At 59.0% G+C, this 24,438-nt stretch carries 19 protein-coding genes and 2 pseudogenes; 9 read left to right on the forward strand and 12 right to left on the reverse strand.

Going from position 1 to position 24,438, the window contains the following annotated elements; genetic code table 11:
- Positions 1–51 precede the first annotated feature (51 nt).
- A complete protein-coding gene (locus tag E1B25_RS19240; protein WP_132831211.1) occupies positions 52–957 on the reverse strand; it encodes a LysR family transcriptional regulator in 906 nt (301 codons plus the stop codon).
- Positions 958–1,064: 107 nt separating this feature from the next.
- Here E1B25_RS19240 and E1B25_RS19245 point away from each other — a divergent pair, with 107 nt between their 5' ends.
- The 7 genes from E1B25_RS19245 (at position 1,065) to E1B25_RS19280 (ending at position 9,440) form a co-directional block, all read left to right on the forward strand.
- Positions 1,065–2,789 carry an acyl-CoA dehydrogenase family protein gene (locus tag E1B25_RS19245; protein WP_132831212.1) on the forward strand — a complete coding sequence of 575 codons (1,725 nt, stop codon included), beginning with the start codon at positions 1,065–1,067 and terminating at the stop codon, positions 2,787–2,789.
- Positions 2,786–4,006: a CaiB/BaiF CoA transferase family protein gene (locus E1B25_RS19250; protein ID WP_132831213.1), complete on the forward strand. Its 1,221-nt coding sequence runs from the start codon at positions 2,786–2,788 to the stop codon at positions 4,004–4,006. Before E1B25_RS19245 ends, E1B25_RS19250 begins: the two co-directional genes overlap by 4 nt.
- Positions 4,007–4,046: 40 nt before the next feature.
- Positions 4,047–5,171: a TAXI family TRAP transporter solute-binding subunit gene (locus E1B25_RS19255; RefSeq protein ID WP_132831214.1), complete on the forward strand. Its 1,125-nt coding sequence runs from the start codon at positions 4,047–4,049 to the stop codon at positions 5,169–5,171.
- A 66-nt stretch (positions 5,172–5,237) separates the two neighbouring features.
- Complete coding sequence (locus E1B25_RS19260; RefSeq protein ID WP_132831215.1) at positions 5,238–7,181, forward strand: TRAP transporter permease; 1,944 nt, start codon at positions 5,238–5,240, stop codon at positions 7,179–7,181.
- Positions 7,178–8,383, forward strand: coding sequence for a 3-oxoadipyl-CoA thiolase (gene pcaF, locus E1B25_RS19265; RefSeq protein ID WP_132831216.1), 1,206 nt, complete (start codon positions 7,178–7,180; stop codon positions 8,381–8,383). The genes E1B25_RS19260 and pcaF overlap by 4 nt, the downstream gene beginning before the upstream one ends.
- Positions 8,384–8,539: 156 nt before the next feature.
- A complete protein-coding gene (locus tag E1B25_RS19275) occupies positions 8,540–8,854 on the forward strand; it encodes a hypothetical protein (protein ID WP_206338592.1) in 315 nt (104 codons plus the stop codon).
- A 106-nt stretch (positions 8,855–8,960) separates the two neighbouring features.
- The gene (locus tag E1B25_RS19280; protein ID WP_245510783.1) at positions 8,961–9,440 is read left to right on the forward strand and encodes a recombinase family protein; all 480 of its coding nucleotides are present in this window, start codon (positions 8,961–8,963) and stop codon (positions 9,438–9,440) included.
- Here the strand turns inward: E1B25_RS19280 and E1B25_RS19285 are convergent.
- The 4 genes and pseudogenes from E1B25_RS19285 to E1B25_RS22250 form a co-directional block, all read right to left on the reverse strand.
- Positions 9,432–9,929 (reverse strand): annotated as a pseudogene (locus E1B25_RS19285) (IS66 family transposase); the annotation flags it as partial. The gene E1B25_RS19280 and the pseudogene E1B25_RS19285 overlap by 9 nt on opposite strands.
- A 52-nt stretch (positions 9,930–9,981) precedes the next feature.
- Positions 9,982–11,985, reverse strand: coding sequence for an ATP-binding protein (locus tag E1B25_RS19290; RefSeq protein ID WP_132831217.1), 2,004 nt, complete (start codon positions 11,983–11,985; stop codon positions 9,982–9,984).
- Positions 11,982–16,106, reverse strand: a complete 4,125-nt coding sequence (locus E1B25_RS19295; protein ID WP_132831218.1) for an Eco57I restriction-modification methylase domain-containing protein — start codon at positions 16,104–16,106, stop codon at positions 11,982–11,984. The genes E1B25_RS19290 and E1B25_RS19295 overlap by 4 nt, the downstream gene beginning before the upstream one ends.
- Before the next feature lie 130 nt (positions 16,107–16,236).
- Complete coding sequence (locus E1B25_RS22250) at positions 16,237–16,404, reverse strand: hypothetical protein (protein WP_165937688.1); 168 nt, start codon at positions 16,402–16,404, stop codon at positions 16,237–16,239.
- Between E1B25_RS22250 and E1B25_RS19300 the strand changes: the two genes are divergently transcribed.
- Entirely contained in the window at positions 16,403–17,113 is a 711-nt protein-coding gene (locus tag E1B25_RS19300; protein WP_132831219.1) for an IS6 family transposase, read from the forward strand. The two genes, E1B25_RS22250 and E1B25_RS19300, sit on opposite strands and share 2 nt — an antisense overlap.
- 140 nt (positions 17,114–17,253) lie before the next feature.
- On the opposite strand, the gene wrbA is transcribed toward E1B25_RS19300, so the two are convergent.
- The 5 genes and pseudogenes from wrbA to E1B25_RS19325 form a co-directional block, all read right to left on the reverse strand.
- Positions 17,254–17,847 carry an NAD(P)H:quinone oxidoreductase gene (gene wrbA / locus E1B25_RS19305; RefSeq protein ID WP_132831229.1) on the reverse strand — a complete coding sequence of 198 codons (594 nt, stop codon included), beginning with the start codon at positions 17,845–17,847 and terminating at the stop codon, positions 17,254–17,256.
- A 47-nt stretch (positions 17,848–17,894) separates the two neighbouring features.
- Complete coding sequence (locus E1B25_RS19310) at positions 17,895–18,803, reverse strand: pirin family protein (protein ID WP_132831220.1); 909 nt, start codon at positions 18,801–18,803, stop codon at positions 17,895–17,897.
- Positions 18,804–18,924: 121 nt separating this feature from the next.
- Positions 18,925–19,377, reverse strand: a pseudogene (locus tag E1B25_RS19315) (glutathione S-transferase C-terminal domain-containing protein); the annotation flags it as partial.
- A gap of 650 nt (positions 19,378–20,027) precedes the next feature.
- The gene (locus E1B25_RS19320) at positions 20,028–20,441 is read right to left on the reverse strand and encodes a hypothetical protein (RefSeq protein ID WP_132831222.1); all 414 of its coding nucleotides are present in this window, start codon (positions 20,439–20,441) and stop codon (positions 20,028–20,030) included.
- Positions 20,442–20,456: 15 nt separating this feature from the next.
- Positions 20,457–21,812: an AAA family ATPase gene (locus E1B25_RS19325; protein ID WP_132831223.1), complete on the reverse strand. Its 1,356-nt coding sequence runs from the start codon at positions 21,810–21,812 to the stop codon at positions 20,457–20,459.
- Between the two features lie 639 nt (positions 21,813–22,451).
- On the opposite strand from E1B25_RS19325, the gene E1B25_RS19330 reads away from it, so the two are divergent.
- Positions 22,452–22,901: a helix-turn-helix domain-containing protein gene (locus E1B25_RS19330; protein WP_132831224.1), complete on the forward strand. Its 450-nt coding sequence runs from the start codon at positions 22,452–22,454 to the stop codon at positions 22,899–22,901.
- 199 nt (positions 22,902–23,100) lie between these two features.
- Here the strand turns inward: E1B25_RS19330 and E1B25_RS19335 are convergent, their stop codons facing one another.
- Both E1B25_RS19335 and E1B25_RS19340 read right to left on the reverse strand, forming a co-directional pair.
- Complete coding sequence (locus E1B25_RS19335) at positions 23,101–23,802, reverse strand: RES family NAD+ phosphorylase (RefSeq protein WP_132831225.1); 702 nt, start codon at positions 23,800–23,802, stop codon at positions 23,101–23,103.
- On the reverse strand, positions 23,799–24,188 hold the full coding sequence (locus E1B25_RS19340) for an MbcA/ParS/Xre antitoxin family protein (protein ID WP_132831226.1): 390 nt from the start codon (positions 24,186–24,188) through the stop codon (positions 23,799–23,801). Before E1B25_RS19340 ends, E1B25_RS19335 begins: the two co-directional genes overlap by 4 nt.
- Between the last annotated feature and the right edge of the window lie 250 nt (positions 24,189–24,438).

Raw genomic sequence — 24,438 nt, forward strand, 5'->3', positions numbered from 1 at the left:
ATCGCTTTCCGTCCGGTTGGTGCTCTTTGGGCACGGGGATCACGGACCCATTCAGAGGCGCGTTTCGAATCGTGGTAGGCCGAGGAGAAGATTCTGAAGCATCGGCGAGGTGTTGTCGCTGCGCCAGATCTGGGCGATATCATGTTCGGCCTGACGTTCCTCTACTTCTAGGAAGACGACATCGGAGAACACGCTGCTGCTCAAGGAAGAGGGCACGAGCGAGACGCCCATCCCTTGTTTCACTAACGCCACGACCGTGAACCAGTGCTGGATATGAAAGCTTGTATCCGGTTCGAGATTGGCTGTGCGCAGAAGGGCCGTGATCTTGTCGTGGTAATGGGCGGCGAAACTGCGCGAGAAGACCATCATGCGCTCGCCCGCGAGTTCGGAGATGCGGATGCGGCTCTTGGATGCGAGGCGGTGCCAGCGCGGGACGCAGGCGACGAGCCGCTCCGTTTCGAGCACCTTGTGGGAAATGCCATTGGGGAGGGGCACGGCATGGACGAAGCCGACGTCGATCTTGTGCTCGAGAAGGCTTTCGATCTGGCGGGTGGTGTTCATCTCGTGGAGGATCAGGTCAACGCGCGGGTGGCTGTTCTGGAAAGCCTTGAGCTTGGCGGGCAGGTCCCGGAACAGCATCGACGGCACGAAGCCGACGCTAAGCTCGCCCGCGGCCCCCTTCGCGGTTTCCGCCGCGATGGTCATTGCCGAATCCAGTTGGCCGAGGATGCGCGCGGCCTGGTCGGCAAAGATCGTGCCCGCCGGTGTCAGGCGCACGTATTTGCTCGTGCGTTCCATCAATTTGAAGCCGAGCCTTTCTTCGAGCTGTCGCAGGCTAGCGCTCAGTGGGGGTTGCGAGATGTTCAGCTTCTCTGCCGCGCGGCTAAAGTGAAGTTCTTCTGACAGAACGAGAAAATACTTGAGTTGGCGGAAAGTCACAGCCAAGGGCGCCTCCATAATACGTAAATTGGTATCAATATATACACCAACGGTATTGGAATTTGTATTGCTGATTCTGGCTTAATGCTCGGCAAGCCGTCAATTGCATGACTGGGAGGGACCACATGACCGCGACCATCCATCAAAACATCCCCGATAGCCGAGGCATGAGCCTTTTCGAGGCCGATCCCGATCTCTGGCGCCTGATGCAGGTCTATCTCGACGAGGAGACCTGCGCGCGGGTGCGTCCGGAACTAGAGCGTATGGGGGCGTTGGCCGGGGGGCGACTGGAGGAGCTTGCCCTGACCGCCGACAAGAACCCGCCGGAGTTGCGCATCCGTGCCCGCAACGGGGCGCATGACGAACGTATTGTGAAGCATCCCGCCTATGAAGAGCTCGAGCGCTATGCGTTTGGCGAATTCGGATTGGCGGCCATGTCGCATCGCGGCGGTGTGTTCGGCGCAGAGGAAAAACTGCCGCCGCTCGTCAAATACGCGCTGGTCTATCTCTTCGTGCAGGCGGAATTCGGGCTTTGCTGTCCGCTGAGCATGACGGATTCGCTCACCCGGACGCTCGTGAAATTCGGCGATCCGGAGCTTGTCGCGACATATTTTGACCAGTTGACCAGCCAGGACATGGACGAGCTCTTCCAGGGCTCGATGTTCATGACCGAACAGGCGGCGGGTTCGGATGTGGGGGCGATCGACACGACCGCGCGGTTCGAGGACGGCGAGTGGCGCCTCTACGGGGACAAGTGGTTCTGTTCGAATCCGGATGCGGCGCTTGGCATGGTGCTTGGCCGCCCGGAAGGCGGCGGGGCCGGGACCAAGGGCTTGTCACTGTTCCTGTTACCGCGACACCTGCCGGATGGCCGCAGGAACGCCTATCGCATCCTGCGCCTGAAGGACAAGATGGGCACCAAATCCATGGCTTCGGGCGAAATCGTTCTCGAAGGCGCCACGGCCTATCTCGTGGGCGAACCGGGGCAGGGTTTCAAGCAGATGACCGACATGATCAACATGTCGCGCCTTGCCAATGGCGTGCGCTCGGCCGGTCTCATGCGCCGGTCGGTCACAGAGGCGCTCTTCATATCGCGCAACCGCACTGCCTTCGGAAAGCGCCTTGTCGATCTACCCGTCATGCAGCGTCAGTTGCTCAAGATGATCACGACAGCAGAGCAGGGGCGCTCGATGGTGTTCCATACCGCCAATGTCCTGCGCCGTGCAGACGCGGGCGATGCGGGGATGGCCAAGGTGTTGCGTATCCTGACGCCGCTGGTCAAGTTCCGCACCTGCCGCGACGCGCGCAAGGTCGCGGGGGACGCGATGGAGGTGCGCGGCGGCAGCGGCTATATCGAGGAATGGTCGGATGCCCGCGTGCTGCGCGATGCGCATCTCGGGTCGATCTGGGAAGGGACGAGCAATATCGTCGCCCTCGACGTGGCCCGCGCGGTGCGCCGGGAAGATGCCCTGTCTGCCCTGCATGCGCATGTGACGGACACACTTGAGCAAGCTAAGGAAACGATTGGCGAGCAGACGGCCATCGCCGACAGCTTTGCGCGTGCGGCAGACTTCCTCGACGGGGTTGCCCACAGCCGAGACCGCGAGATCGAGACCCGCGCGGCGGCGAGCTCCGTCTACAACGCCACCTCGGCGGCTTTCCTCGCCTGGGAAGATGCGCAGCTTCGCCTTGTCGGCAACGAGACAACGGGCGACCGGCTCGCCATTGCGCAGAACGTGCTGCGGCACAAGCTGTCGGCGCGGGACCCTTTCGCGCAGGATGTGGATGAGGCCGATCTCGCCGCGCGTCTCCTGTCCGAGGACAACGAGACGCTGGAGGCGGCACAATGAGCGCGGCAGTGAACCAACACCAACAGGGCGGCGCGCTCGAGGGGATCAAGGTCATCGACCTCAGCCGGGTGCTCGGCGGGCCGCTGACCGGGCAGATCCTTGGCGATCACGGCGCCGATGTCATCAAGGTCGAGCCGCCGATGGGTGACGAGACACGGGATTGGGGCCCGCCGTTCCGGAACGGGACCGCCTCCTATTTCGACGGCGTGAACCGCAATAAGCGCGCGATCGCGCTGGACCTGCGGCACGAGGAGGGGCGCGAGGTTCTCCTGCGCCTGCTCGAAGATGCGGATATTGTCGTTGAGAATTTCAAGACCGGCACCATGGAAAAATGGGGCCTTGGCTATGAAGACGTGCTTTCGAAGCGGTTTCCGCGCCTGATCCATTGCCGCGTAAGCGGGTTCGGTTCGGACGGCCCGCTCGGCGGTCTGCCCGGCTATGACGCCGTTTTGCAGGCGATGGGCGGCTTGATGAGCGTGAACGGCACACACGAAGGTGGCGCGACACGGGTCGGGCTACCGGTTGTGGACATGGTCACGGGGCTCAACGCCGTGATCGGTATCCTCTTGTCGCTGCATGAACGCGAACACAGCGGGAAGGGCCAGTTCGTCGATGCAACGCTGTTTGACAGTGCGATCTCGCTCTTGCATCCCCATGCGGTGAATTACCTGATGTCAGGCAAGACGCCGGTACGGACCGGCAACAACCACCCCAACATTTCACCCTATTCGACTTACGCGACGGGCACGCGTCCGATCTATCTCGCCGTGGGCAATGATCGGCAGTTTCGCAAGCTCTGCGAGGAGATCGGCGCGCCGTCGATTGCTGACGATCCGCGCTTTGCCCACAATGGCGAGCGGGTCGTGAACCGCGAGGCCCTGCGCGCCGAGCTGGAAGCCGGGATGGCCAATGTGGACGGTGGCGACCTTGCTGACAGGTTGATCCGCGCAGGGGTCCCGGCGGGGCCGGTGCTCGACGTGTCCGAGAGCCTTGCCCATCCACATACGCTGCATCGCGGGATGCGGGTCGACATTGACGACTATAGCGGCGTGGGCGCACCAGTGCGCCCATCGCGCAGCGCACCCGTCTACAAGGTGCGCCCGCCCAAATTCGCGCAACATAGCGCCGAAATCCTGCGGGAGTTCGATTTCTCGGAGGACGAGATCGAACGCCTGATACAGACCGGGATCGTGCCACAGGCTCGGCCTGGCCGCTGATCCACCACCTACTGCACTTCATTATCGGGAGGAATACGATATGCATACTTTCATCAAGATGACCGTTGCGTCGATCGCACTTGCCGCCGGACCGGCGCTCGCGCAGGAGATAGAACTGCCGCGCTCCATGCTCTGGGCGACTTATGATGTTGGCTCGAGCGGCTATGCCGAGGCCTCGGCCATTGCCGACGCCTTCGGCAGGGAATACGGCACCCGCGTGCGCATCATGCCATCGGGCACGTCGATCGGACGGCTGTTGCCGCTGAAGACTGGTCGTGTCCAGTATGGTTGGCTCGCCAACGAACTCTTCTTCGCGACCGAGGGGCTTTATGATTTCGCCGCACGCGAATGGGGGCCGCAGGACCTGCGCGTCGTGGCGGGGCGTCCGTCGACCTTCGGCATGGCCGTTGCGAAGAATGCCGGGATCGAGAACCTTTCCGACATCGCTGGCAAGCGCGTGCCGCGCATCAAAGCCAACCCGTCGATCAACATCAAGGTCGAGGCGCTCCTAGCCTTTGGCGGGTTGACCTGGGACGATGTCGAGGTGGTCGAGGTGCCGTCCTATGGCGCTGCCCTCAAGGCGCTGGTCGATGGACAGGTCGATGTCGCCGGGTCCACGCCGACCGCGTCGACACTCTACGAGATGGAAAGCTCCTCGCGCGGTCTCGACTGGGCGCCGATGCCGGCGGACAATGCCGAGGGCTGGGAAGCGATCAAGTCTGTCGCGAGCTTCTTTGCGCCGGCCACGGCAACCCAAGGGGCGGGCATCACGGAGGATGACCCGGCACAGATTTTCGCGGTGCGCTACCCGATGATCACCGTCTACGCCAACGCCGACGAGGAGGAAGTCTATAATTTCACTAAGGCGCTCGACGAGACCTATGACATCTACTCTAACGCCACCAAGGCGACATCGAAATGGAAACTCTCGGAAGCTGGGACGACTCCGGCGGATGCGCCTTTCCATCCCGGTGCAATCCGTTATCTGATCGAGATCGGCGTCTGGACCGAGGCTGACAGCGCATGGAATGATGCGCGTCTTGAACGTCTGGAGACCGTTCAGGGGGTCTGGGACGAGGCGGTCGAGGCCGCGCTCGATGCCGGGATCGCGGACAAGGAATGGCCGGCCTTCTGGGCCGATTATAAGGCCGAAGCCCTCAAGTAAGGCGCCTTTCCCCGTGCCGGACTTTCCGGCATGGGGTTGTCCGATCTACGATCTTGGAGGCATGTCATGGCCGATCCACACGCCGCTACCACGACCGGGCGGCTGACACCCGGAATCCGTATCCTGCTCGCCGTCCTAGGCGCGATGGGGCTGACGATCATTGTCGTGCAGACCTTCAACCTGTCGCTCTTCGGTGTCTTACCGCTTCTGGCGAACCGCTATTACTACTGCATTATCGGCGTTTTCCTCGCGGCAGCGTTCCTGATCAACCCGGCACGCGCGGGACGCCGTACCCCGGTAAGCCTGTTCGATCTGGTGCTCAGCGCGGCGTCGCTCGGGGTTGCGGGCTACCTCGCCTATCACGCCGAAATGATCATTACCCAAGGCTGGGAGGTCGTTGCCCCGGCACAAGCGGCAATCGTGTCGGGTCTCTTGGTGCTGCTTTCGCTCGAGGCGGTGCGGCGCACGGCAGGGAGCCTGTTGATGGTGATCTGCACCATCTTCGCGGCCTATCCCCTGTTCGCCGAGATCATGCCCGCCTTTCTATGGGGGCCGTCCTTTAACCTCTCGGAGACGGTGTCCGCCCACGCGATGGGAATGGAAAGCATCATCGGTATTCCGCTGCGAGTCGTTGCCGACACGCTCGTCGGGTTCATCATCTTCGGGTCGGTGCTCGCCGGGATGGGCGGGGGGCAGTTCTTCATGGATCTGTCCATGGCCTTGATGGGGCGCAAGCGCGGGGGCGCGGCCAAGGTCGCGGTGTTGTCGAGCGGTCTCTTCGGGTCCCTCTCGGGCAGCGTTATCTCGAATGTGCTGACCACCGGGCGACTCACGATCCCGGCGATGCAAAAAGCAGGCTACCCGGCGCAATACGCCGCGGGCGCGGAAGCCTGCGCCTCGACCGGGGGCACGTTGATGCCGCCGGTGATGGGGGCCGTGGCCTTTATCATGGCGTCCTTCCTGGACGTGCCCTACACGACGATCATGGTCTCGGCGCTGGTGCCGGCGCTACTCTACTACCTGGCGCTCCTTCTCCAGGTCGATCTCTACGCAGCCCGAAATGGGCTTGAGGGGCAACCCGACGCACAACAGCTCTCCATGTCGTCCGTGCTGGCCCTCGGGTGGCATCACCTTGCGTCCCTTCTTGCGCTCATCGCGATGCTCTTCATCTTCAGCCCCTCCAAGGCCGCCTACTATGCGACGGCGCTCATGCTGATGCTGGCGTTTCTGCGTCATCGAAAGTTCCCGAAACCGGATGCGATCATGGCGCTGTTGCAAGACGTGACCGGCAATATCGCCCATCTCGTCGCTACGCTTTGCGGGATCGGCATGGTGGTCGGTTCGCTCGCGATCACTGGGGTTGGCAGCGCCTTTTCACGCGAGTTGATCCAGTATGGAGGCGAGAATATCCCGCTCCTGCTCATCCTAGGGGCGATCACGAGCTTCGTGCTCGGCATGGGGATGACGGTCAGTGCCTGCTATATTTTCCTCGCAACGCTGCTTGCACCCGCGCTGGTGGATCTCGGGCTCGATCCCATCGGATCGCACCTGTTCGTTCTCTACTGGGGCATGCTCTCCTACATCACTCCGCCAGTTGCGCTCGCCGCGATCACGGCAGCGCAGATTTCCGGCGCCTCGGGGATGCGGGCGGGGTTCACCTCGATGCGCCTCGGTGCGACGCTCTTCGTGTTGCCCTTCGTCTTTGTCTATGAGCCGGCGCTGCTCCTGAACGGGCCGACCCTGACCATTTTCGCGGCGGTGGGCACGGCGGTGCTGGCGTTGACGCTGATATCTTGCGCCTTCGAAGCTTATCTCTACGGCATCGGGCGCGTGGGCCGAGCGGCGCGGGTCGCCCTCTTCGTTGCGGGCGGCCTGCTGCTCGTGCCGGACCGGGCTGTCGAAGGGACGGGCATGATCGTGCTTGCCGCGACCGTCCTCGCCCTTTGGCTCTCGGGCGGACGGCCCGGGGCCGATCCCCTCCAACCCATAGCTAAGATGGAAGACCTATGACCGAAGCTTTTATCTGCGACTACATTCGCACGCCCATCGGCCGCTATGGCGGCGGCCTGTCGAAGATGCGGGCAGACGACCTCGCGGCGCATCCGCTGGCGGCATTGCTGGCGCGCAACCCGGGGATGGATCCGGCGATGATCGAGGAGGTCTGGCTCGGCTGTGCCAACCAGGCGGGCGAGGACAACCGCAACGTCGCGCGCATGGCCGCGCTCTTGGCGGGCCTTCCGGAAACCGTTCCGGGCCTCACCGTGAACCGCCTCTGCGGGTCGGGCATGGAAGCCGTCGCGGCGGCGGCGCGCGCCATCCGGGCCGGGGAAATGTCCCTTGCCATCGCTGGCGGTGTCGAGAGCATGAGCCGGTCGCCCTTTGTCATGCCCAAGGCGGAAACACCGTTTTCGCGGGCGAATGCGCTTTATGACACGACCATTGGCTGGCGGTTCGTCAATCCCCGGATGCAGGAGGCATGGGGCACGGATTCCATGCCGGAAACGGCGGAGAACGTGGCGGATGACTACGGGATTTCCCGTGAAGATCAGGACCTTTTCGCCTTGCGGTCGCAGGTACGGGCGGAAGCGGCCATGGCTTCGGGTCGTTTCGGCGAAGAGCTTGCGCCGGTGACCGTCGCCCTTGGCTGGGGAAAGACACAGGATGTGACTCAGGACGAGCATCCGCGCGTGGGCACGACGCTCGAGGACCTGACCCGGCTGAAGCCCATCGTGCGGCCAGAGGGAACCGTGACGGCGGGCAACGCGAGCGGGGTCAACGATGGTGCGGCGGCGCTCGTCGTTGCGTCGGAAGCGACGGCCAAAGTGCAGGGGCTACGTCCGATTGCGCGCGTTGTCGGGGCCGCATCCGCCGGTATCGCACCGCGTGTGATGGGATATGGGCCTGTGTCCGCAGTGCAGAAGCTCTGTGCGATGACCGGCGTCGATCTCGATCAGATCGACGTGATCGAACTGAACGAAGCCTTCGCCGCGCAGGGGCTTGCCGTGCTGCGCGGCCTCGGGATCGCGGGCGACGACACGCGCGTGAACCCCAATGGCGGGGCAATCGCGCTCGGCCATCCGCTCGGGATGTCGGGCGCGCGGATTACCGGCACCGCGGCCCTGGAACTTCGGAAAACTGGCGGGCGCTATGCCCTCGCCACGATGTGTGTCGGTGTCGGGCAGGGAGTTGCGATCATGCTTGAGCGCGTTTGACAAACAAGGACAGAGCCATGAAGGGCACGAACGCATTTTCCTAGGGCGATCCGTTTGGACCTGTCGCGGTTTGATGCCGCTCCTTTGATAGCATTTACTGCACCAAAGGAGACGAACTATGGGCACGGGAAGAACGGATGAATTCCGCAAGGTAGCATGTTCATCGGGCTGGATGTCCATAAGGCGACGATTTCGGTCGCGGTTGCACAGAGCGAGCGAGGCGGAGAGGTCCGTCACTGGGGCACGATTCCGCACCGCCCGGATCATGTCCGCAAGCTGGTGGAGAAGCTTGGCGCCGGCAGAAGTCGTCTGTATTTCTGCTATGAAGCTGGACCATGCGGCTACGGCCTGCAACGCCAGCTTGTCGAGCTGGGGCATGATGAAATCCACGCCGATGCTGTCAGTGAGCAGTTCGCGAAACTGCAGAGGCAAAAGACACGGCGGACATCACGTTGGGTTATGGAGGGCTAGATGCGTCAATTTGAGTATGCCCTTAACGACGCCGCACATGAACACCAACCGTCGCGGAATACTTGTTCATTTTGAGCCTGTTTTGATATACTGAACACATATCGTCATGGGCACACCCAAAATGAACAAACCGAGCCCCAAAATCGGCTACGCCCGAACATCGACCGTCGATCAGAACCTCGATGCTCAAATCGAGGCTCTGACGGCTGCCGGGTGTGGGATGGTACGGCAGGAACAGCGCAGTGGGGCTACGCTTGAGGGCCGTCCTGAGCTGAAGACGATCCTCGACTTCATCCATCCGGGCGAAACCCTAGTGGTCACGCGGATCGACCGGCTGGCGCGTTCGGTGCAGGATCTTCAGACCATCGTCGCCAGGCTGAAGGAAAAGGGCGCTCATCTGGCGGCCACCGAACAGCCCGTGGACACATCGACAGCTGCGGGCAAGGCCTTCTTCGACATGCTTGGCGTCTTCGCAGAGTTCGAAACCAATCTTCGCCGGGAGCGGCAAGCCGAAGGCATCAAGGCTGCTAAACGGAAAGGGGTCTATCGTAAGCGGCGGCTGGAGGGCACCGGGCTTTCAGCTTGACGGCTCGAAGTTCCAAGGAAGGAGTTCGTCGATCCGGCTTGCGGGATGGCCGGCAGCGATGGCTTCAAGAGTGGCTTTGAGGTAAGCGAAGGGCTCGACGTCGTTGACCTTCGCGGTGGCGATGAGTGAAGCGATGCGGCCCCAGGCGCGGCCGCCTTCGTCATGACCGGCGAAGAGCGCGTTCTTTCTCGTCAGGGCGATAGGGCGGATCAGATTCTCGACGGCATTGGAGTCGATCTCGACGCGACCGTCATGCAGGAAGGTCTGCAGCCCGTCCCATTGGCGATGGATGTAGGTCAGCTTCTCACCGAGGCGTGACTTGGCCGAGATGCGCAGACGCTGGCTTTGCAGCCATTCTCCGAACCCGACGATCAGCGGCGCAGTGCGGGCCTGCCGTGCCGACAGCCGCTGTCCGGGGCCCATGCCGCGGATCTCGGCTTCGATACGGTAGAACTCAGCGATGCGGCGCAGGCCTAAGCTCTTGATATCATGAGGCCAGAGTGGGCGCGCAGAAGTCTTGATATGCACGCCGTGAGGTTGATCAGTCGATCCCAAGCTTGTGGAAAAAGACGCTGTTGCGCATTTCTGCGTCTCGCAACACCTTATCCCAGCTCAACACCTCCATGTAGAGGTTGTTGTTCCCGAACCAATTAAACCACCCGCCGCCATCAGGCATGGGCTTGAAGTCCTTCTCCATCTTCAGCCACTCTTTGACCTTTTCCGTGATCTCACACATCACGTAGCCATAAAATGGCGTGTTATCAGCAACTTGGATTTGCCTTCCTTTTGGAGTTTTGAATTTTCCCTTCTTGACGTTGTTCACGTACCGAATGATCTGTTGAACGGGGTCTTCCTTCGAAGAAGGGTTCACAAAATCATCGCGCCCTGGCTTCTTGAACTCGAAAACGGTGATCGGGTTGCTCGCCTCATTGTCCCCCCTGAACAGCACTGGCTTATCGAACACCAATAGGTCAGGGCGCTCGGTCGCCCCTCCGTCTAGTGGTCTGTCTGAGCTCACGAAATTTGTGAAGTTAAGTCGCTCGTCGATAATCCAGAGATTGTGATCTTCGTAAGCCGTCGCTGCTGAATCTCCCTTTCGAGGAAAAATGATGTCGTGAACAGTGCCCTCTGACGGATACCTTTGATCATCGGTGAGCTCGAAGCTTTTTCCAAAAAGCGTGAGAACGTGCTTTCGCAGCGCGATGTAATGGATCAGGTCGTTGCGGCTTGTCTTCGATATCTGGTCAAGAATCTTCGGCAGGCCGTCCTTGAGCCCTGCCGCATCTGTCTCATTGAGCATCTGAGTGACCTGCTGTCGGATAGCCACTTCCTGAGCGAATTTTTCCTTTTGAAAGACCGTCTCTATCTGCTCCGGCGTTGGGTTGTAGGGCATCGACGAAAGGTCGATTTCTTCCGAAATCGTTCGATGCCAAGGCGCTGAATCATCAATATAGCCGCGAACCTGTGTGCGCTTCTTCTCCTGGCGCGCCGTGATCGTATCACCCAATGCATCGCGTGCGATATTCGCTGCGGCCTGTTCGATTTCAGCTTGTGAGATGGGATGAAGCAGATCATCACCCTTGGGGAATTCGAACCCACCGCGCTCAAGGGAAACGTTAGCATCAAGGTAAGGCCCGAACACATACGCCTTCACGATGTAGTTGCGGTCTCGATCCTCGCCTCCACCTGATCCCTCTTCGAAAAACTCGTCCACGAATTCTGGCACAAAGCTATGAATGGCCGTGTCCGTGACCTCGCGGCGATCGGCAACCAAGCTGATCTTACTTTTCTGATTTCTTGGCGAATAAAGCTTGAAAACTCGAACCTGGAACGTTTGCTCCTTGTCACCAGATCCAAACACGATCCCACCGTCCTGAAGCGGGATCTCCTTGATCATCGCCGCAAGTTGATTGCTGACGAAATTATTGAGGATGATCCGCCCTGTGCCGTCTTCCTCTGCGATCCCGATCTCGGGGCACTGATAGTCGGCGTCGATGAAGTACGGCAAAAGTCGCTCGACAAGCGTTCGGGCTATTGTCTTGACCTTCTTGTCAGGAAACGCTCGCTTGGCTTTGCGCATCGTCACCCGCGAACCGATTTCGCCGTCAGGACAATCTTCAATGTTTTCGCTGACAATAATGTCGGTTTGCTTGCCCATTTTGAAGGCACGCTTCTTCCGCCCCTCTTCGCCCTCAAAAACGCTCTCGATGAGCAAGTCGTCAAAGTATTTCAGACAGGTGAAGCGCCCGAAACCCTTGCCGCCATGAGCTATTTTATGATCCGAGTAGAGGGTGTCGAATGAATCCCTATTCTCGTCGTTGAAACCAACGCCGTTGTCGATGACCGTGAAGCTTTCAACTGGCGGCTGGCCACCCTCAAGCTCCTCCTGGTTCGACCGCTTCACGAGAATATCGACAAGTCCCTTCTCGGCTGATCCCGCTTCGATCGCCTGAATGGCATTCACGATGGTCTCGACAAGCGGGGTGTAAACGTTTGTCCCCGAACGAATGTTTTCGACCGCGCGTCTGACATTGACGTTGCTCATAGCTTGATCTCCGCGTCGGGGTTTCCGGCGGCGAGCGCGTTCATGTAAGCGAGGCACAGCTCGCAAGAACGGTATTTGCCACCATAGGCGGCCTCCTCTTCGCGCTCGACGATCGGGAAGGTCGAGTAGATGTAGCGAATGTCGTCACGGTCTGTGATGCCGTAGAGGTGGAAGAAGACCGCATCGAGCTTGGCGCGCAGGACAAGGCGGCGCTCTTCGTCCCAGGTGAAGGGCGGATTCACGGTTCCCGCTTCGTCTACATAGCCCATATCCCGCGCAAACGGTTCCATGTCATGGGCGGTGTAGGTGAGTTCCAAAACGATCTCGCGAACAATCTCTCCGGCGGCTTTGGAACCGAAGCGCCATTCATCGAAGCTCTCGGGTGGAATGACAGGGAGTTGCTCGACAATGTACCAGCTAAGGTGATTTTTCTGAACTTTCTGCCTACAAACGTAATCGAAAACCATTGTGTTCATATTTGCTAGCAAAGGCGCTAAATGCACAGCGCCCTCTTCCGATACAAGCAAGGGCAACGTGTTTCCGGCGTAATGATACGGGATGAAACAAGCATCCATTGTGCGCCTGTCAGTCGGGTTAGTTACGTCCCGAAACGCTAGCACAGGCTTCATGTTTTTCGGTTTTTCTTCGGCCTTGATCCAGAACTGGGGCGTAGGACAAAAGGCAGGATCAGCCAAGCTTTCCGGCAAACTTCTTGACGGATATGCTGGTCGATGTTGGTTCTCTTCGTTCACTACAATAGATGCCGCGCGATGATCGAAGTGCCAGATCATCTTCCCTTCGTAAAGCGGAACCCAATCGCCTGCTGCGCTGCCGAAGACATTGCCGCCTATGGGATAAGCCCCTTCATGGTTTTCAAGCTCGTCCCTAGTACGAAAGAGGCCGGAGTCGTTGGTCATATCGAACATGCGCAGATATTTCACCGGCCAGGTTTTGATCACCTCCCCCCCAGAACGATCCACGAGAATCGGCGCGGCGGCGTAGATGGCTTTGGTCAATTCTGCGTCGCGACGAGAGCGGAAAATCGGGGCGGTGCCAGTGTTCGGATTGACGCGGGCAAAGTCTTCAGCGGTTAGGTCAAAGCCAACATCTGGCTCCAATAGATCACTCACAAGGTTCAAGAAAAACGCACATCGTGCAGGTTTTGAAGTTGGTGCAGGGCTAGCCACGAACGCGGAAAACTTGAACTGCGGGTGAACATCAGAAAAATACAGGTCGCGTCCATCTCCCTTATTTTGGAAATCATAAAGTGCCTTCAGCCGCCCCTCAGTCGCCACGCCCTTGAAGAACTTCGCGGCTGTCTTGTCTGACGCGATGCCAGACGGGACAAGCAAGCCGATCAGTCCGTCTTGCTTTACCACGGTCATCGCTCGCTCTACGAAAAGCGAATAGAGATTTACATCGCCGCCAGACAGTAAGGGGTAGTCCCCGCCCTTCCGCGCCATGCGCGTTCCAGCCTCGGCACGCTCGGACGCCTTGGCATAATCCTGCGCCAAGGGATCGCCAGCCTCTTCAAGCGCCTTGATCATCTTCTTGCGATCCGATGCGCGCTGCGCCATGGCAATTGCGGGGCGACGTTCAGCAAACCACTCGACCTGTTGCAGCTTCATCCGATCCCACGGCGGGTTGCCAATTACGGCATGAAACCCGCCCGTCAGCTCTTCTTCTTCCCAATCCGACCAGATGCCTGGGAACGTCACTTGCCAGTTAAGGAAATTTTCCTCTGCGATGAGAATCTGCGCTTGCGCGAAAATATCTGCAAACAGATCGAATTTCTCTGCGGCTGTCAGTTGACCTTTGATTGTTTCTTCCGCGCTCTTGGCTTTGGGTCGCTTTAGAGGACGCTTACCAATAGCGATCTCAAGCGGATCGCCAAACGTGCCATCAAAAAAATCACGTAGTACAGCCTTTTGTTTCTTGTCTTTTATATCAAGCCAGTCGATCGCATGGATTAATTTTAAGAGTGCATCAAGAGGGGCAGTTTCCCGTTCGATTTGCTTAAAAACATCTGCTGAACGATGCGCCTCAGCGATTTCGGCATCCGTAAGGTTTTCGATCAACTGCATCTTTGAAGCGCTTTCAAGTGCAGCGTCGATGGGTCCCTTTAGCAAGAGCGGCGTGCCGTAGGTCGCGGCCTTGTCGATGCCCTTCTTCACCCAAGAGCCGAAAAGGCTGTCACCGCAACGAAGATGGTGATCGAGGAAGGATAAGGGGGCGCCCACGGTAAAGGTGTGGAGCCAGAGCGCCACCTTGGCGAGCTCCACAGCCATCGGATTCTTGTCCACGCCATAGATGCAGCGCTTGAGCACCATGCGGCGGATGATGTGCCGGTCGTCAAGCTGTTCCTCGTCGATTGTCCAGTCTCGTTCATCGGCATTGGCAAGGATAGTGTTGCGGATCGTGTCGATCCGCTCGCCAAGCGGCGAAATGTAATCCCCCCATTCCTCGGGCGCATCGAGTTCGGCCTCGGCCATGGCGGTGATCACCTGGTCGGCCATAAAATCGACAAGGCTCACAAGGAAGTGGCCGGAGCCCATGGCGGGGTCACAGATTTTCAGATCAAGAAGGGCGGTCGCGGGGTCATGCAAGCGAAGTTGCCCAATCTTGCGATCATCAGCGCGGGTGCTGCCTTCCAGTTCCGTGATCTTGTCCCTGAAGGCACTCTTGCGCTCTTCGACAAGCGGCTCAAGGGTCTCCCTCAAGATGAGCTGAACCAAGTCGTCGGGCGTGTAGTAACTGCCCGATCCCTTGCGCGCGAAGATGTTGGGCTGAACGGTGATTTCGTCGCCGTCGCGCGTCACCTCGTATTCGAGAAGTCGCTCGTAGATCGAGCCAAGCTGCTGCACCGAGAGGTTGCGATAGTTGATGTATTTCCGCCCGTCTGGCGTTACTTCAAAGGACAGGGCGTCGATCACGCGCGCCATGACCGCATCGGGGATGCGGATATTGGTCAGGATCGCATGGCGCTCCCGGTCGAAGAGACCGCCATTGTAGGGTGGCAAACCGATCGAGGCGTCGCCTTGGTCGATCGCGACAAACAAGTCAGCCATCGCGCCCCAATAGCGTGCGGCCGTTTCCGAGAAGACATCATTCTTGTCTTTGCGCTCTTTGACATCGAGGCGCACCTTGTTGCGCAACCCGTAATCGTCATAGCGCGTGTCTTTGACCGGCAAGAGATCACGGTCTTCGGCGTAGAGGATGAACAAGAGCCGATAGAGCAGGATTAGCGCCGCTTCGCGCACTGCCTGCAAATCGGCCTCGGGCGCGGCTGTGACGATCGCGCGCACCAGGTCAGGAAACACCTCCCCGAAAACCTTGTTGGATAGGTCTTCGGAAACGCGCTCTTCGTAGAATTTCCCTTCTTCGAGAGCTTTTTCGTGGAAGGTGCGCGGATCAGCGCCCGTAGGCACAAAGGCCTCGCGCCGGAAAACCAGCAAGAAGACCTTCAGCCAATGACGGCGATCGTCCTCATTAAGCGCGAAAAGTCCGTCATTGTGCCCTGGCAGATCGAGGATCGCGGCGATGTCGAGCTCGAAGAACTGCTCAGACACAGACCGCGCGCCTGAGAAGTAGAGTCGCCATTTTGAGCCGTTGGTCAGAATACCCCAACGGAGTGTGCCGCCCGTGATGTCGTCGATGCGACGCAAGTAGCGGAGCATCTGGGTCGAGGGCGCGGTTTCTTCCCCGCGCCGGCCAGAACGCCGATCGAGGGGGCGCGCCCATCTTTTGGATTCGACCACGGCGCGGCCAAACTCGTAGCGCTTCCACTCTTCGGGGAAGCCGTTCGCCTTGGCTTTCGTTTCCACACTTTCGAACAGCAAACCATCGGGCACGTCTTCGCGTCCCTTCGGTGACAGGTTTTGCTGGCGCAGCGATTCCGTCCAGCCAAGCGCTTCAAGAATTGGCCAGATCAGATCATCTTCTGTCTGGCTTTCATTCGGTGTTTGAGAAATTGGGAAGCTGTCAAAATGACCGCGAATGCTCTCACCAAACTTTTCAAGATCAGCATCGCCAAGCGCGTTCCATTCCGAAACGTCTTGAATGGACTCCGTCAAAAAGTCGGAAGTAAATAGGCTGCCCTGGCTTGCGATCTCACTGCTCAAATCGAGATTTCCTTATTGTTTTTGGCATCCTAACAGTTGGTTATTGCCTATGCACTCGCAAATCGCGCTAAGGGAGAGCTACCCACATTCACGAAAGCATGCTTGCATGCAAGACGCCTTGGGTGAAAAGTTACGCGTGAAGTCCGTTGTTCGGTGTCAGCGAAAACGACACGCCCTCGCGCTGCTTCAGGCGGGCAACCATGGCCAGCAAATTATCGGCGCGCGGGTTTCCCCCGATGCCCTCCGACGGCATTGCCAAGTTGTTTGCCGCTTTTGACTTGGGTAACAGTTGAGGCATGAAAGTACCGCCGTCAATGCCGCGCCTGAAGGGCTTTCGTTTTCCGCGCGAGATCGGCGCCCATGCGGTCTGGGCCTACCATCGCTTTGCGCTCAGCACGGCGGATGTCGAGGACCTGTTGGCGGAGCGCGGCGTCATCGTCAGCCGCGAAGCCATTCGTCTTTGGGTCAACCGGTTTGGTGCGCATTTCGCCGCCTGCATCCGCCGGGACCGGCCGCGCCCAAACGACAAATGGCACCTGGACGAGGTCGTGCTCCCGATCAACGGCGTGAAGCACTGGCTCTGGCGGGCCGTCGATGGCAACGGTGATACACTCGACATTCTTGTGCAAACACGCCGCAATGCCAAAGCCGCCAAGCGATTTCTGACAAGGCTGATCGCTCAATTCGGCCAGCCAAGAGTCGTCATCACCGACAAGCTGCGCAGCTACATCAGGCCGATCGCTCAGCAAACTCAAGGTGCCGATCACCGAGCCCACAAGGGCCTTAACAACCGGATCGAAGGAAGTCATAGGCCGACGCGGCGACGAGAGAAAATCATGGGCCGGTTCAAGTCGCCCAGACAGGCACAGCGTTTCCTTGCCGCACATGACCAGATCAACACGATCTTCAAACCCCGCCGGTATCGCCTCACCGCCACATCCTATCGCCACGCCCGGGCAGATGCATTCAGCCTGTGGGCAGACTATGCCGCCGAAATGAAACCATGACTTGCCAAACGTAGAAAAATCTCAGCATCGGCTGAACAACTTGGCAATGCCACTGATATTTTTGCTGCGTATGACCGGTTTCGCGGGCGGTGGGGCGCGCTGGTTTGCGCCGCGATATCGCCCGCGATCTGCCGTCTCGATCAGCCGGTGATCTTTCCGGTCATCTCGACCAGGCGCCTGGCCTGATGGGTCACTGCCGCCTTCCCAGCATCGTCAAAGCCATTGGCGTTGGTCGAGAAGCCGTAGGGGTTGCCGCCAGCGTCAAAAATCGACTGATCGGTAAAACCCGGCGCGACAATGATGGCGCCCCAATGCATTGCAGTGGTGTACAGGCTGAGAATGGTCGCTTCCTGACCGCCATGCGGATTCTGGGCGCTCGTCGTGGCCGTGAAGGTCTTGTTGGCCAGCTTACCGGCACCCCAGAGCCCGCCCAGCGTATCAATGAAGGCCCGAAGCTGGCTGGCGGCCACGCCGAAACGGGTCGGTGTCGAGAAGAAATAACCGTCGGCCCATTCCATGTCGTCGGCCGTCGCCTCGGGGATATCGCCCATCTTGTCCAGTTGCGCTTTCCAGGCGTCCTGAGTCGCGACAACCTCCTTCGGGGCCGTCTCGGGAACCCGGCGAAGGCGGATATCCGCACCTGCATCCCGGGCGGCCTCTGCCGCCGCCAAGGCGACGGCATGGTTGGTTCCGTAGGTCGAGTAGAAGATAATTGCGATCTTAGGCTGTGCCATTGTCTTTTCCTTTTCAGTTGGTTGGTATTGCGTACCGTGCGGCATCCTCACGCTTGCTTTAGGAAGGTGCCGTTGTTCAGTTCAAAGATTGCCTGCCGTAGTTCTTCTTGGGTGTTCATCACGATGGGACCACGCCAGGCGACGGGTTCCTGAATCGGTCTTCCGGTCATCAGCAGGAAACGAATGCCATCGTCGCCCGCCTGAACCGTGATCTCGTCGCCAGACCCGAAACGGACCAGCGTGCGGTTGCCGGTCTGATCACGGATATTCAGCTCTTGCCCGCGATATTCCTTTTCGACCTTGATGCCGACAGGATCGCTGGCATCGCGGAACGTGCCGGAACCGGCAAAGACATAGGCCAGCGCATTGGCCCGCGTGTCCACCGGAAGCACCTTGCGCCGACCGGCGGGCACTGAGACATCGAGCAGCATCGGATTGGCCGCGATCCCGTCCACCGGGCCGGTCTTGCCCCAGAACGAGCCAGTGATCACCTTGACCACCGTGCCGTCGTCATCGCCCTCGACGGGGATGTCGCAGGCGGTAATGTCCTGGTAGCGCGGCGCCGTCATCTTGAGCGACGCGGGCAGATTGGCCCAGAGCTGGAAGCCGTGCATCTGGCCCTTGGCGTTGCCCGCAGGCATTTCCTGATGCACGATGCCCGATCCGGCGGTCATCCACTGAACGCTGCCCGGGCCGAGCAGGCCGCGGTTCCCCAGAGAATCCGCATGTTCGACCTGACCGTCCAGAACATAGGTGATCGTTTCGATCCCGCGATGCGGATGCCAAGGGAACCCCTTGGAGTAAAGCCGCGGATCATCGTTGCGAAAATCGTCCATCATTAGAAACGGATCGGTCAACGACGGATCGTCGAAACCGAACACGCGCTGCAGATGCACGCCTGCCCCCTCTATTGCGGGTTGTGCCTTGCTGGTGGCTGCGACCGGTCTGAACGTCATGAGAGGCTCCTTTGTCCTTATGCATCCAAGATGAGCCTTGGAGGCGAAATCGCTATTGGCGAGGATGTGACATCTGCTGTGCGATAGCGCGCAGATCCCAATGCCGAGCAGGCAGGTGCCGTCAGCCGGCCGCGCGCAGGGTGACGTGATCGCGGTCATGCGCGCGAGCAAAATCCGGCTCGCCGCCCTTGGGAACGATCTGCGTCGGATTGATGGTCCGCTGGCTCACATAGTAATGTTGCTTGATGTGCCAGAGGCTCACGGTCTCGGCGACACCCGCCACCTGATAAAGGTCGCGGACATAATTCGACAGGTTCGGATAATCCTCGATCCGGTGCAGATTGGTCTTGAAGTGACCGTGATAGACCGCATCGAACCGGACCAAAGTGGTGAACAGCCGCCAGTCGGCCTCGGTCACGCGATCTCCCAGCAGATAGCGTGAGCGGCCCAGCCGGGCTTCGAGCGTATCGAGCGCGTCGAACAGCTGGTCGAAAGCGTCTTCGTAGGCCTGCTGCGTTGTGGCGAAGCCGGCACGATAGACACCGTTGTTGATGCGCGGGTAATGTCGGTCATCGCCGCAAGATCGGGCGCATAGTGGAACCTCTTGCCGAAGAGCACCCCGCCGGAAATACCCGCCAGTGTGTCGTAAAGTTCAGTGGGGTTCATCAAGGGCCTTGGCGTCGTTACCCCCAGCGGTAATCCAAGATATAGTTACAAGCCAAAGGGTTTCTAGGGGCGTGGTTGCCGTCTGATTGGCACGCAAGGCGAACCCAAGCATGATGCAAGGCTCGATAATATAGAATAGCTGCAGGTTATATATATTATCGAGCTTTGATAGCTGAAATTGAAAGCTCGGAAAGCGCAAATATAAAAAGGGAGGTATTGTTGCAAATATCGTCATGGGTTCTCTTCGCGAATCCCGTGGTGTAGCTAACGCGTATGCTTAGCAATTGTGTTTATCACCCGACCGGAATGGCGGGCAGCGTCCCCTCAATAGTTCTAGCCCGTGGCGAAAGACCGAGCGTCGATCCGGAAGGTAGGCAGATGCGTGTAGACGGCTCGACGTTCCGGGATCTGTCTCGAAACCAGTCGGAAGAAGTGATATCTAGATGGCAACAGTGTGACAACGCCCTTGACATCATCCAAGAATATTAAAGGCCCCTCGCTTGAGGGGCCTTTGTCTCACAAGGCACACATTACCCCGGATAATGTTAGCTGTGTGAGTCATACATCGAAAAAGATCACTGCCGTTGCGCAGGCGAGCACGACAAGCATTACGCAGTTGCTGACCATCAACGCGAACTCGCTATTCAAGGCCGGCGGGTCTCCGAAGATCAGGAACAAGATCGTGATCACAAACAGCAAGCCTTGCAGCACTGCGAGAGTGCCAATTGCAAAAAAATGAATGAATGCGCTAATTGCGTAAACAATTTGCAGTGGTGCGGGGAAATCATCGCTGACCAAATTGAGCGCGCCCCAGGTGATAGCCGAAGCGATCCCGATCAGAGACCAGATCAAGCTCGGGTCACCGCCGTTCAATGCGGGGATGACGAAGAGCGCGCCGCAGACGCTCATCGACGTGACTGTCGCGAGCGCGATATGTGCAACGTTCACGCCGATCCATTTAACGATTTTCATTTCGATACCCTTTCATTAATGTAAGGTCGGCTGCGACTGCAGCGATCTGAATTCGTGAGCGAGTCGACCGAGACCGCGGAGGCTCATACGGTCGGATTCGATCTGCCGGCATACTTCGTCGATCACCTCGGGTTCAGCACCTACCGGCTCGAGTGTGCGCCAGACCAGTTCGGACAGGTTCTTCCCCCTAGGCGCTTCAATGCGGAAAACTTTGACGCGATCGAGGATCGGAGCCGGAACCAGGTCGGCATCGTTGGCGGTTGCAATCCAGCCGCACCAGCTTAGATCGACTGTCGCTTGGAGTGACGGACACAAGAACGCTCGCGCCATGTCGCGCTGCAGTAGCGGCAGGAGCGCGTGAACAGGCGATCCACCATTCGTGCCCTTGCCGGCCTTGTCAATTTCGTCGATCACGATCACTGGGTTTGCATGCGGCGATGATGCGAGCGCCCGGACCGGCACACCCGGAGTTGAAGAAGACCAAGCGAATTCGGTTCCCGTAATGTCAAACGATGCGCTCCGCGCACTCATGTCGATCCGCGCACAAGTCAATCCAAGGATGTTGCAGAACAGCGTCGCGAAGTGGGTCTTCCCGGTTCCGGGATCACCGACAAGCAGGATCGGCGGAATCTCGATCCTTGGATGGGGGTCATCGATCAGCAAGATGTTGTGCCGCCATAGCCATTCGATCGGCTCCCTCATCCAGGGCGCGGCCGCGTAGGATTCAGCGATCATCTCGTCGAGGTGGTGCCGGTCATACGCACGCCTTAGCGGCATCGGCTCACTGAGCTGCGCGCGGAAGTGCTTGAGCGAGGAATCCTCGCGCTTCGCGGAGGAGCGCTCGGCCGCAGTAAAGATTACCACTTCGTTTTCCCGCTCTTCTGCGCTGCGCTTCGTCGATCGCTGAAGATCCCAGAGCGCGTCTTGCAGAATAAGTTCCTGGTTCTGCACTTCCTGATCGACGTCGATCTCCCGCCGGCTCCGCCCTGCGAACTCCCCGAGACGGCGATCCCGGAGCTCACTGAGGATCCAGCTCAGGGAATGCCGGAAAAGCTCTTTCCGGTAGCGGATGAATTTGTAGAGATTCCTGCTCCCGTTTGGGGCCTTGCACTGCAACCACGCCAGTGAGTCGATGCTGTCGAGGTACGACTTACACTCGATATCCCGGAGCTCTCGGGCGACGGACCGCGCTAGACGAGGAGACGACCACGGCTTGTACTTTGCGCGGACCTGCTGCTCTGCCGTCATGATCTTGGACGGTACAACATCTTTGAGTTCGTCGTCTGCGATGTTGTAGCGCGCTCTAAAGATCGCGCTGGCGATCAAGCGCGAATACTGCGCGAACTGACACTTTTGGGCTTTTTTCGCCATGGTACTCACCTTTTCCCAGAGGTTTCTTGGTAGGAGTCCCCGGTAACGATCCGGGCCGGACACGCTGATCTGGCGCCGCGGAGGTATAAGGCCCGCCTGCACACCTGTGCTGACTCCCGCAAAATTTCAGGCAGAAGATTCGGATTTTTGTCCGATACCAGACATCTGCAGTTCTACGAAATCGATGTCAGGGAATGCGCTGATGCAGAGTTCTCCCCACTTCACGCTGGCATCTGCGATCTAGATCCCTGCGGCAGGGTGCTGGTGAGTGTAGTTATCGAGCCAATCACAGGCTTGCTCGAGCACTGTGACGTGCCGATCCGGGATCTCGCCGCCCGGAACGAACAGCTCAAAAGGCTGAAATATATGTTCATATCGCAGCAAAATTGCGTACGTGGCCGGAGTCCAAGACATCGGGATATGACCTTCTATTGATCCGCACAAATCAAGCAGGGGTGCGGCTTCCTCAATAAGCGTGACTGCGACCCGGTGTCCGGGTCAGCACGTTATATGCGTATGAAGCAAGCGTTGGTCATGAGCTGAAGCTACCCGGAAATCCGGAAATGGGTCAACCCTGAAAATGCAAGTTGACTCGAGTAATAATACAAAAATACATTTAACATACATTGAGGGACACACATGACCAACGAACACGAAGAGATCTACGACCCGGAGGTATTTGACGGCCCCGAGCAGCACGATCAGGTGATTTCCGATCTGCTTGTACCGCAGCTTTTCCGGAAAGCTCTCGAAGAGGCGGACATCAATCAATCTGAGCTTGCCCGGAGGACTCGGCTCTCGCGCGATGCAATCAGCAGATATGCGACCGGGAGAACGCGGATCCCGGACAGCAAGCTCCTGATCATCGCTGAGGCGCTCGGCACCAAGCCTTCCCGAATCGTGCCTAAGAGAAAATCTCTGGACGGCATTCCGCTGCGTCGCCCGGAAGACCCGGACTTTACAATACGACCGGCAGGGAAACCTGGAATGGTTCGGCTAGAAATTTCCGCTGATATTGAACTCGAGATCGCGACGCAGATCGTTGCGATGATGACCAAGAAGATACCACGAAATGAAGAAGCCGGCTGACGACACGCCCTACCTTGCCCGGGTTTCTGGGCGCGATACCTAGCATATCCGGGACTGCAAAAAGCGGGTAGCCGCCTAATCTCGGGGTAAGTCACCTTCGCCGAGCGTCTCGCGCCCATCAACCGGCGGACCGTGCCGGATGAGTGTTTCCGCGACAAGGGTCTGATGTCGAAGTGGATCGACGGGAACCGGTGAAGGTTCAGGCTACCGCGATTATCGAATAGTCCGGCGTACCTTCCCAAACGAGATCCCAGGACGCGCCCGGGCGGACATTCTGGATCGCGCGTGGTTCGAAACATACGAGGCAGTTTCCGCCTGGCGCTGGCGCTCGGACCGACGGGTAGATCAACCCACGTGAGCCTTCACGCCGCAAGTGTTGGGCGAGGCTTTGGCCCTCAGGATATCCGACATCGGGATCGGCATTGAGCGCCGGATTATCTGGTTGATCGGTAACATCATCGAAAACCCCAATGAAATCCGCCAGTAGTTCGACATAGCGGGCGCCATCCTCAAAACAGTCCGTGTAGTCAAGCTCACGCGTCCTGTGCCAGGCCACTTCACTGACGGAGACCATGACATCCCAGGCACAATACCAAGCGCCGCGGTCGCCGGAGTTGAAGCGGTTCCCGCCCGGCCGCGTGTAGGTGAAGGCCGCATTGACGTGGCTGTCGCCGTAAACTCGCAGGTCTCGGCTTCGGCGCCGCCAGGCAAGCTCGCGCGGATCCAGATGTGGGTTCCGGCCCCGTTCAGCCTGAAGACGCCCGCTGGTCAAACCCTCGATCTCCGCGAGGATCTCGAGTTCATCATCCGTATCGGCGAGCCCCCGGAGGGCGGGTGGCTTGTGGTAGGTTGCGGGCAAGAGGCGAACGAGCCCGCGATCCGAAATCTCGGTTTGCCTCATGCGCCACCGCGCAGGGCATCGAGATAGGTCCGGATGGCAAGAATCTGTGGCAGGCCGCCTTCGATCGCCATCTCAACGGGGCGGTGGCCGCCGAACAAGGGGCCCGCGTTCGGCCGCGTGAACCAACTTCTCGCGAGTGGTTCGGAAAAATAGAGCTCGAGCGACTTGTAGATGCCAATCACTGCGCTGAGGCGCAGGAGCTGATCCTTGGTCAACTCTCCTGCGAAATCAGGCTTTTTGGCGCGCTTCCATGTGCTGTCGGACATATCTGCGAGGCCTGCGGCATCTTTCAGGCTTAGGGCCCACGCATCGACAATGCGCGCATAGGCTTTGAGCGCAACGGCGTTGATCTGAGCGGGGTCACGGGTCTTGGCGACAACTTGCATCGTGGTCTCCTTTGCGCCCAATATAGATCATATGGACCTATAGTAAAGGCCATATGGACTAACTGAACACGGAAGCAGTCTGTAGGGCGCTGTCTTGCTTCTGCACGCTTGCGAAGTGCGGATCGCTATCCTGTGAACAGGCATGCAAAATTGACCCCGTAGCGGGGTGATCGGCGTCCAAAAATGACCCCCTTACACTGATGTGGATAATGCCCCCGAGGCTATCGGGGAGCACAGTGTGGGATGTTGG

The organism is Antarcticimicrobium sediminis, from assembly GCF_004348975.1.
Lineage (GTDB): Bacteria > Pseudomonadota > Alphaproteobacteria > Rhodobacterales > Rhodobacteraceae > Antarcticimicrobium > Antarcticimicrobium sediminis.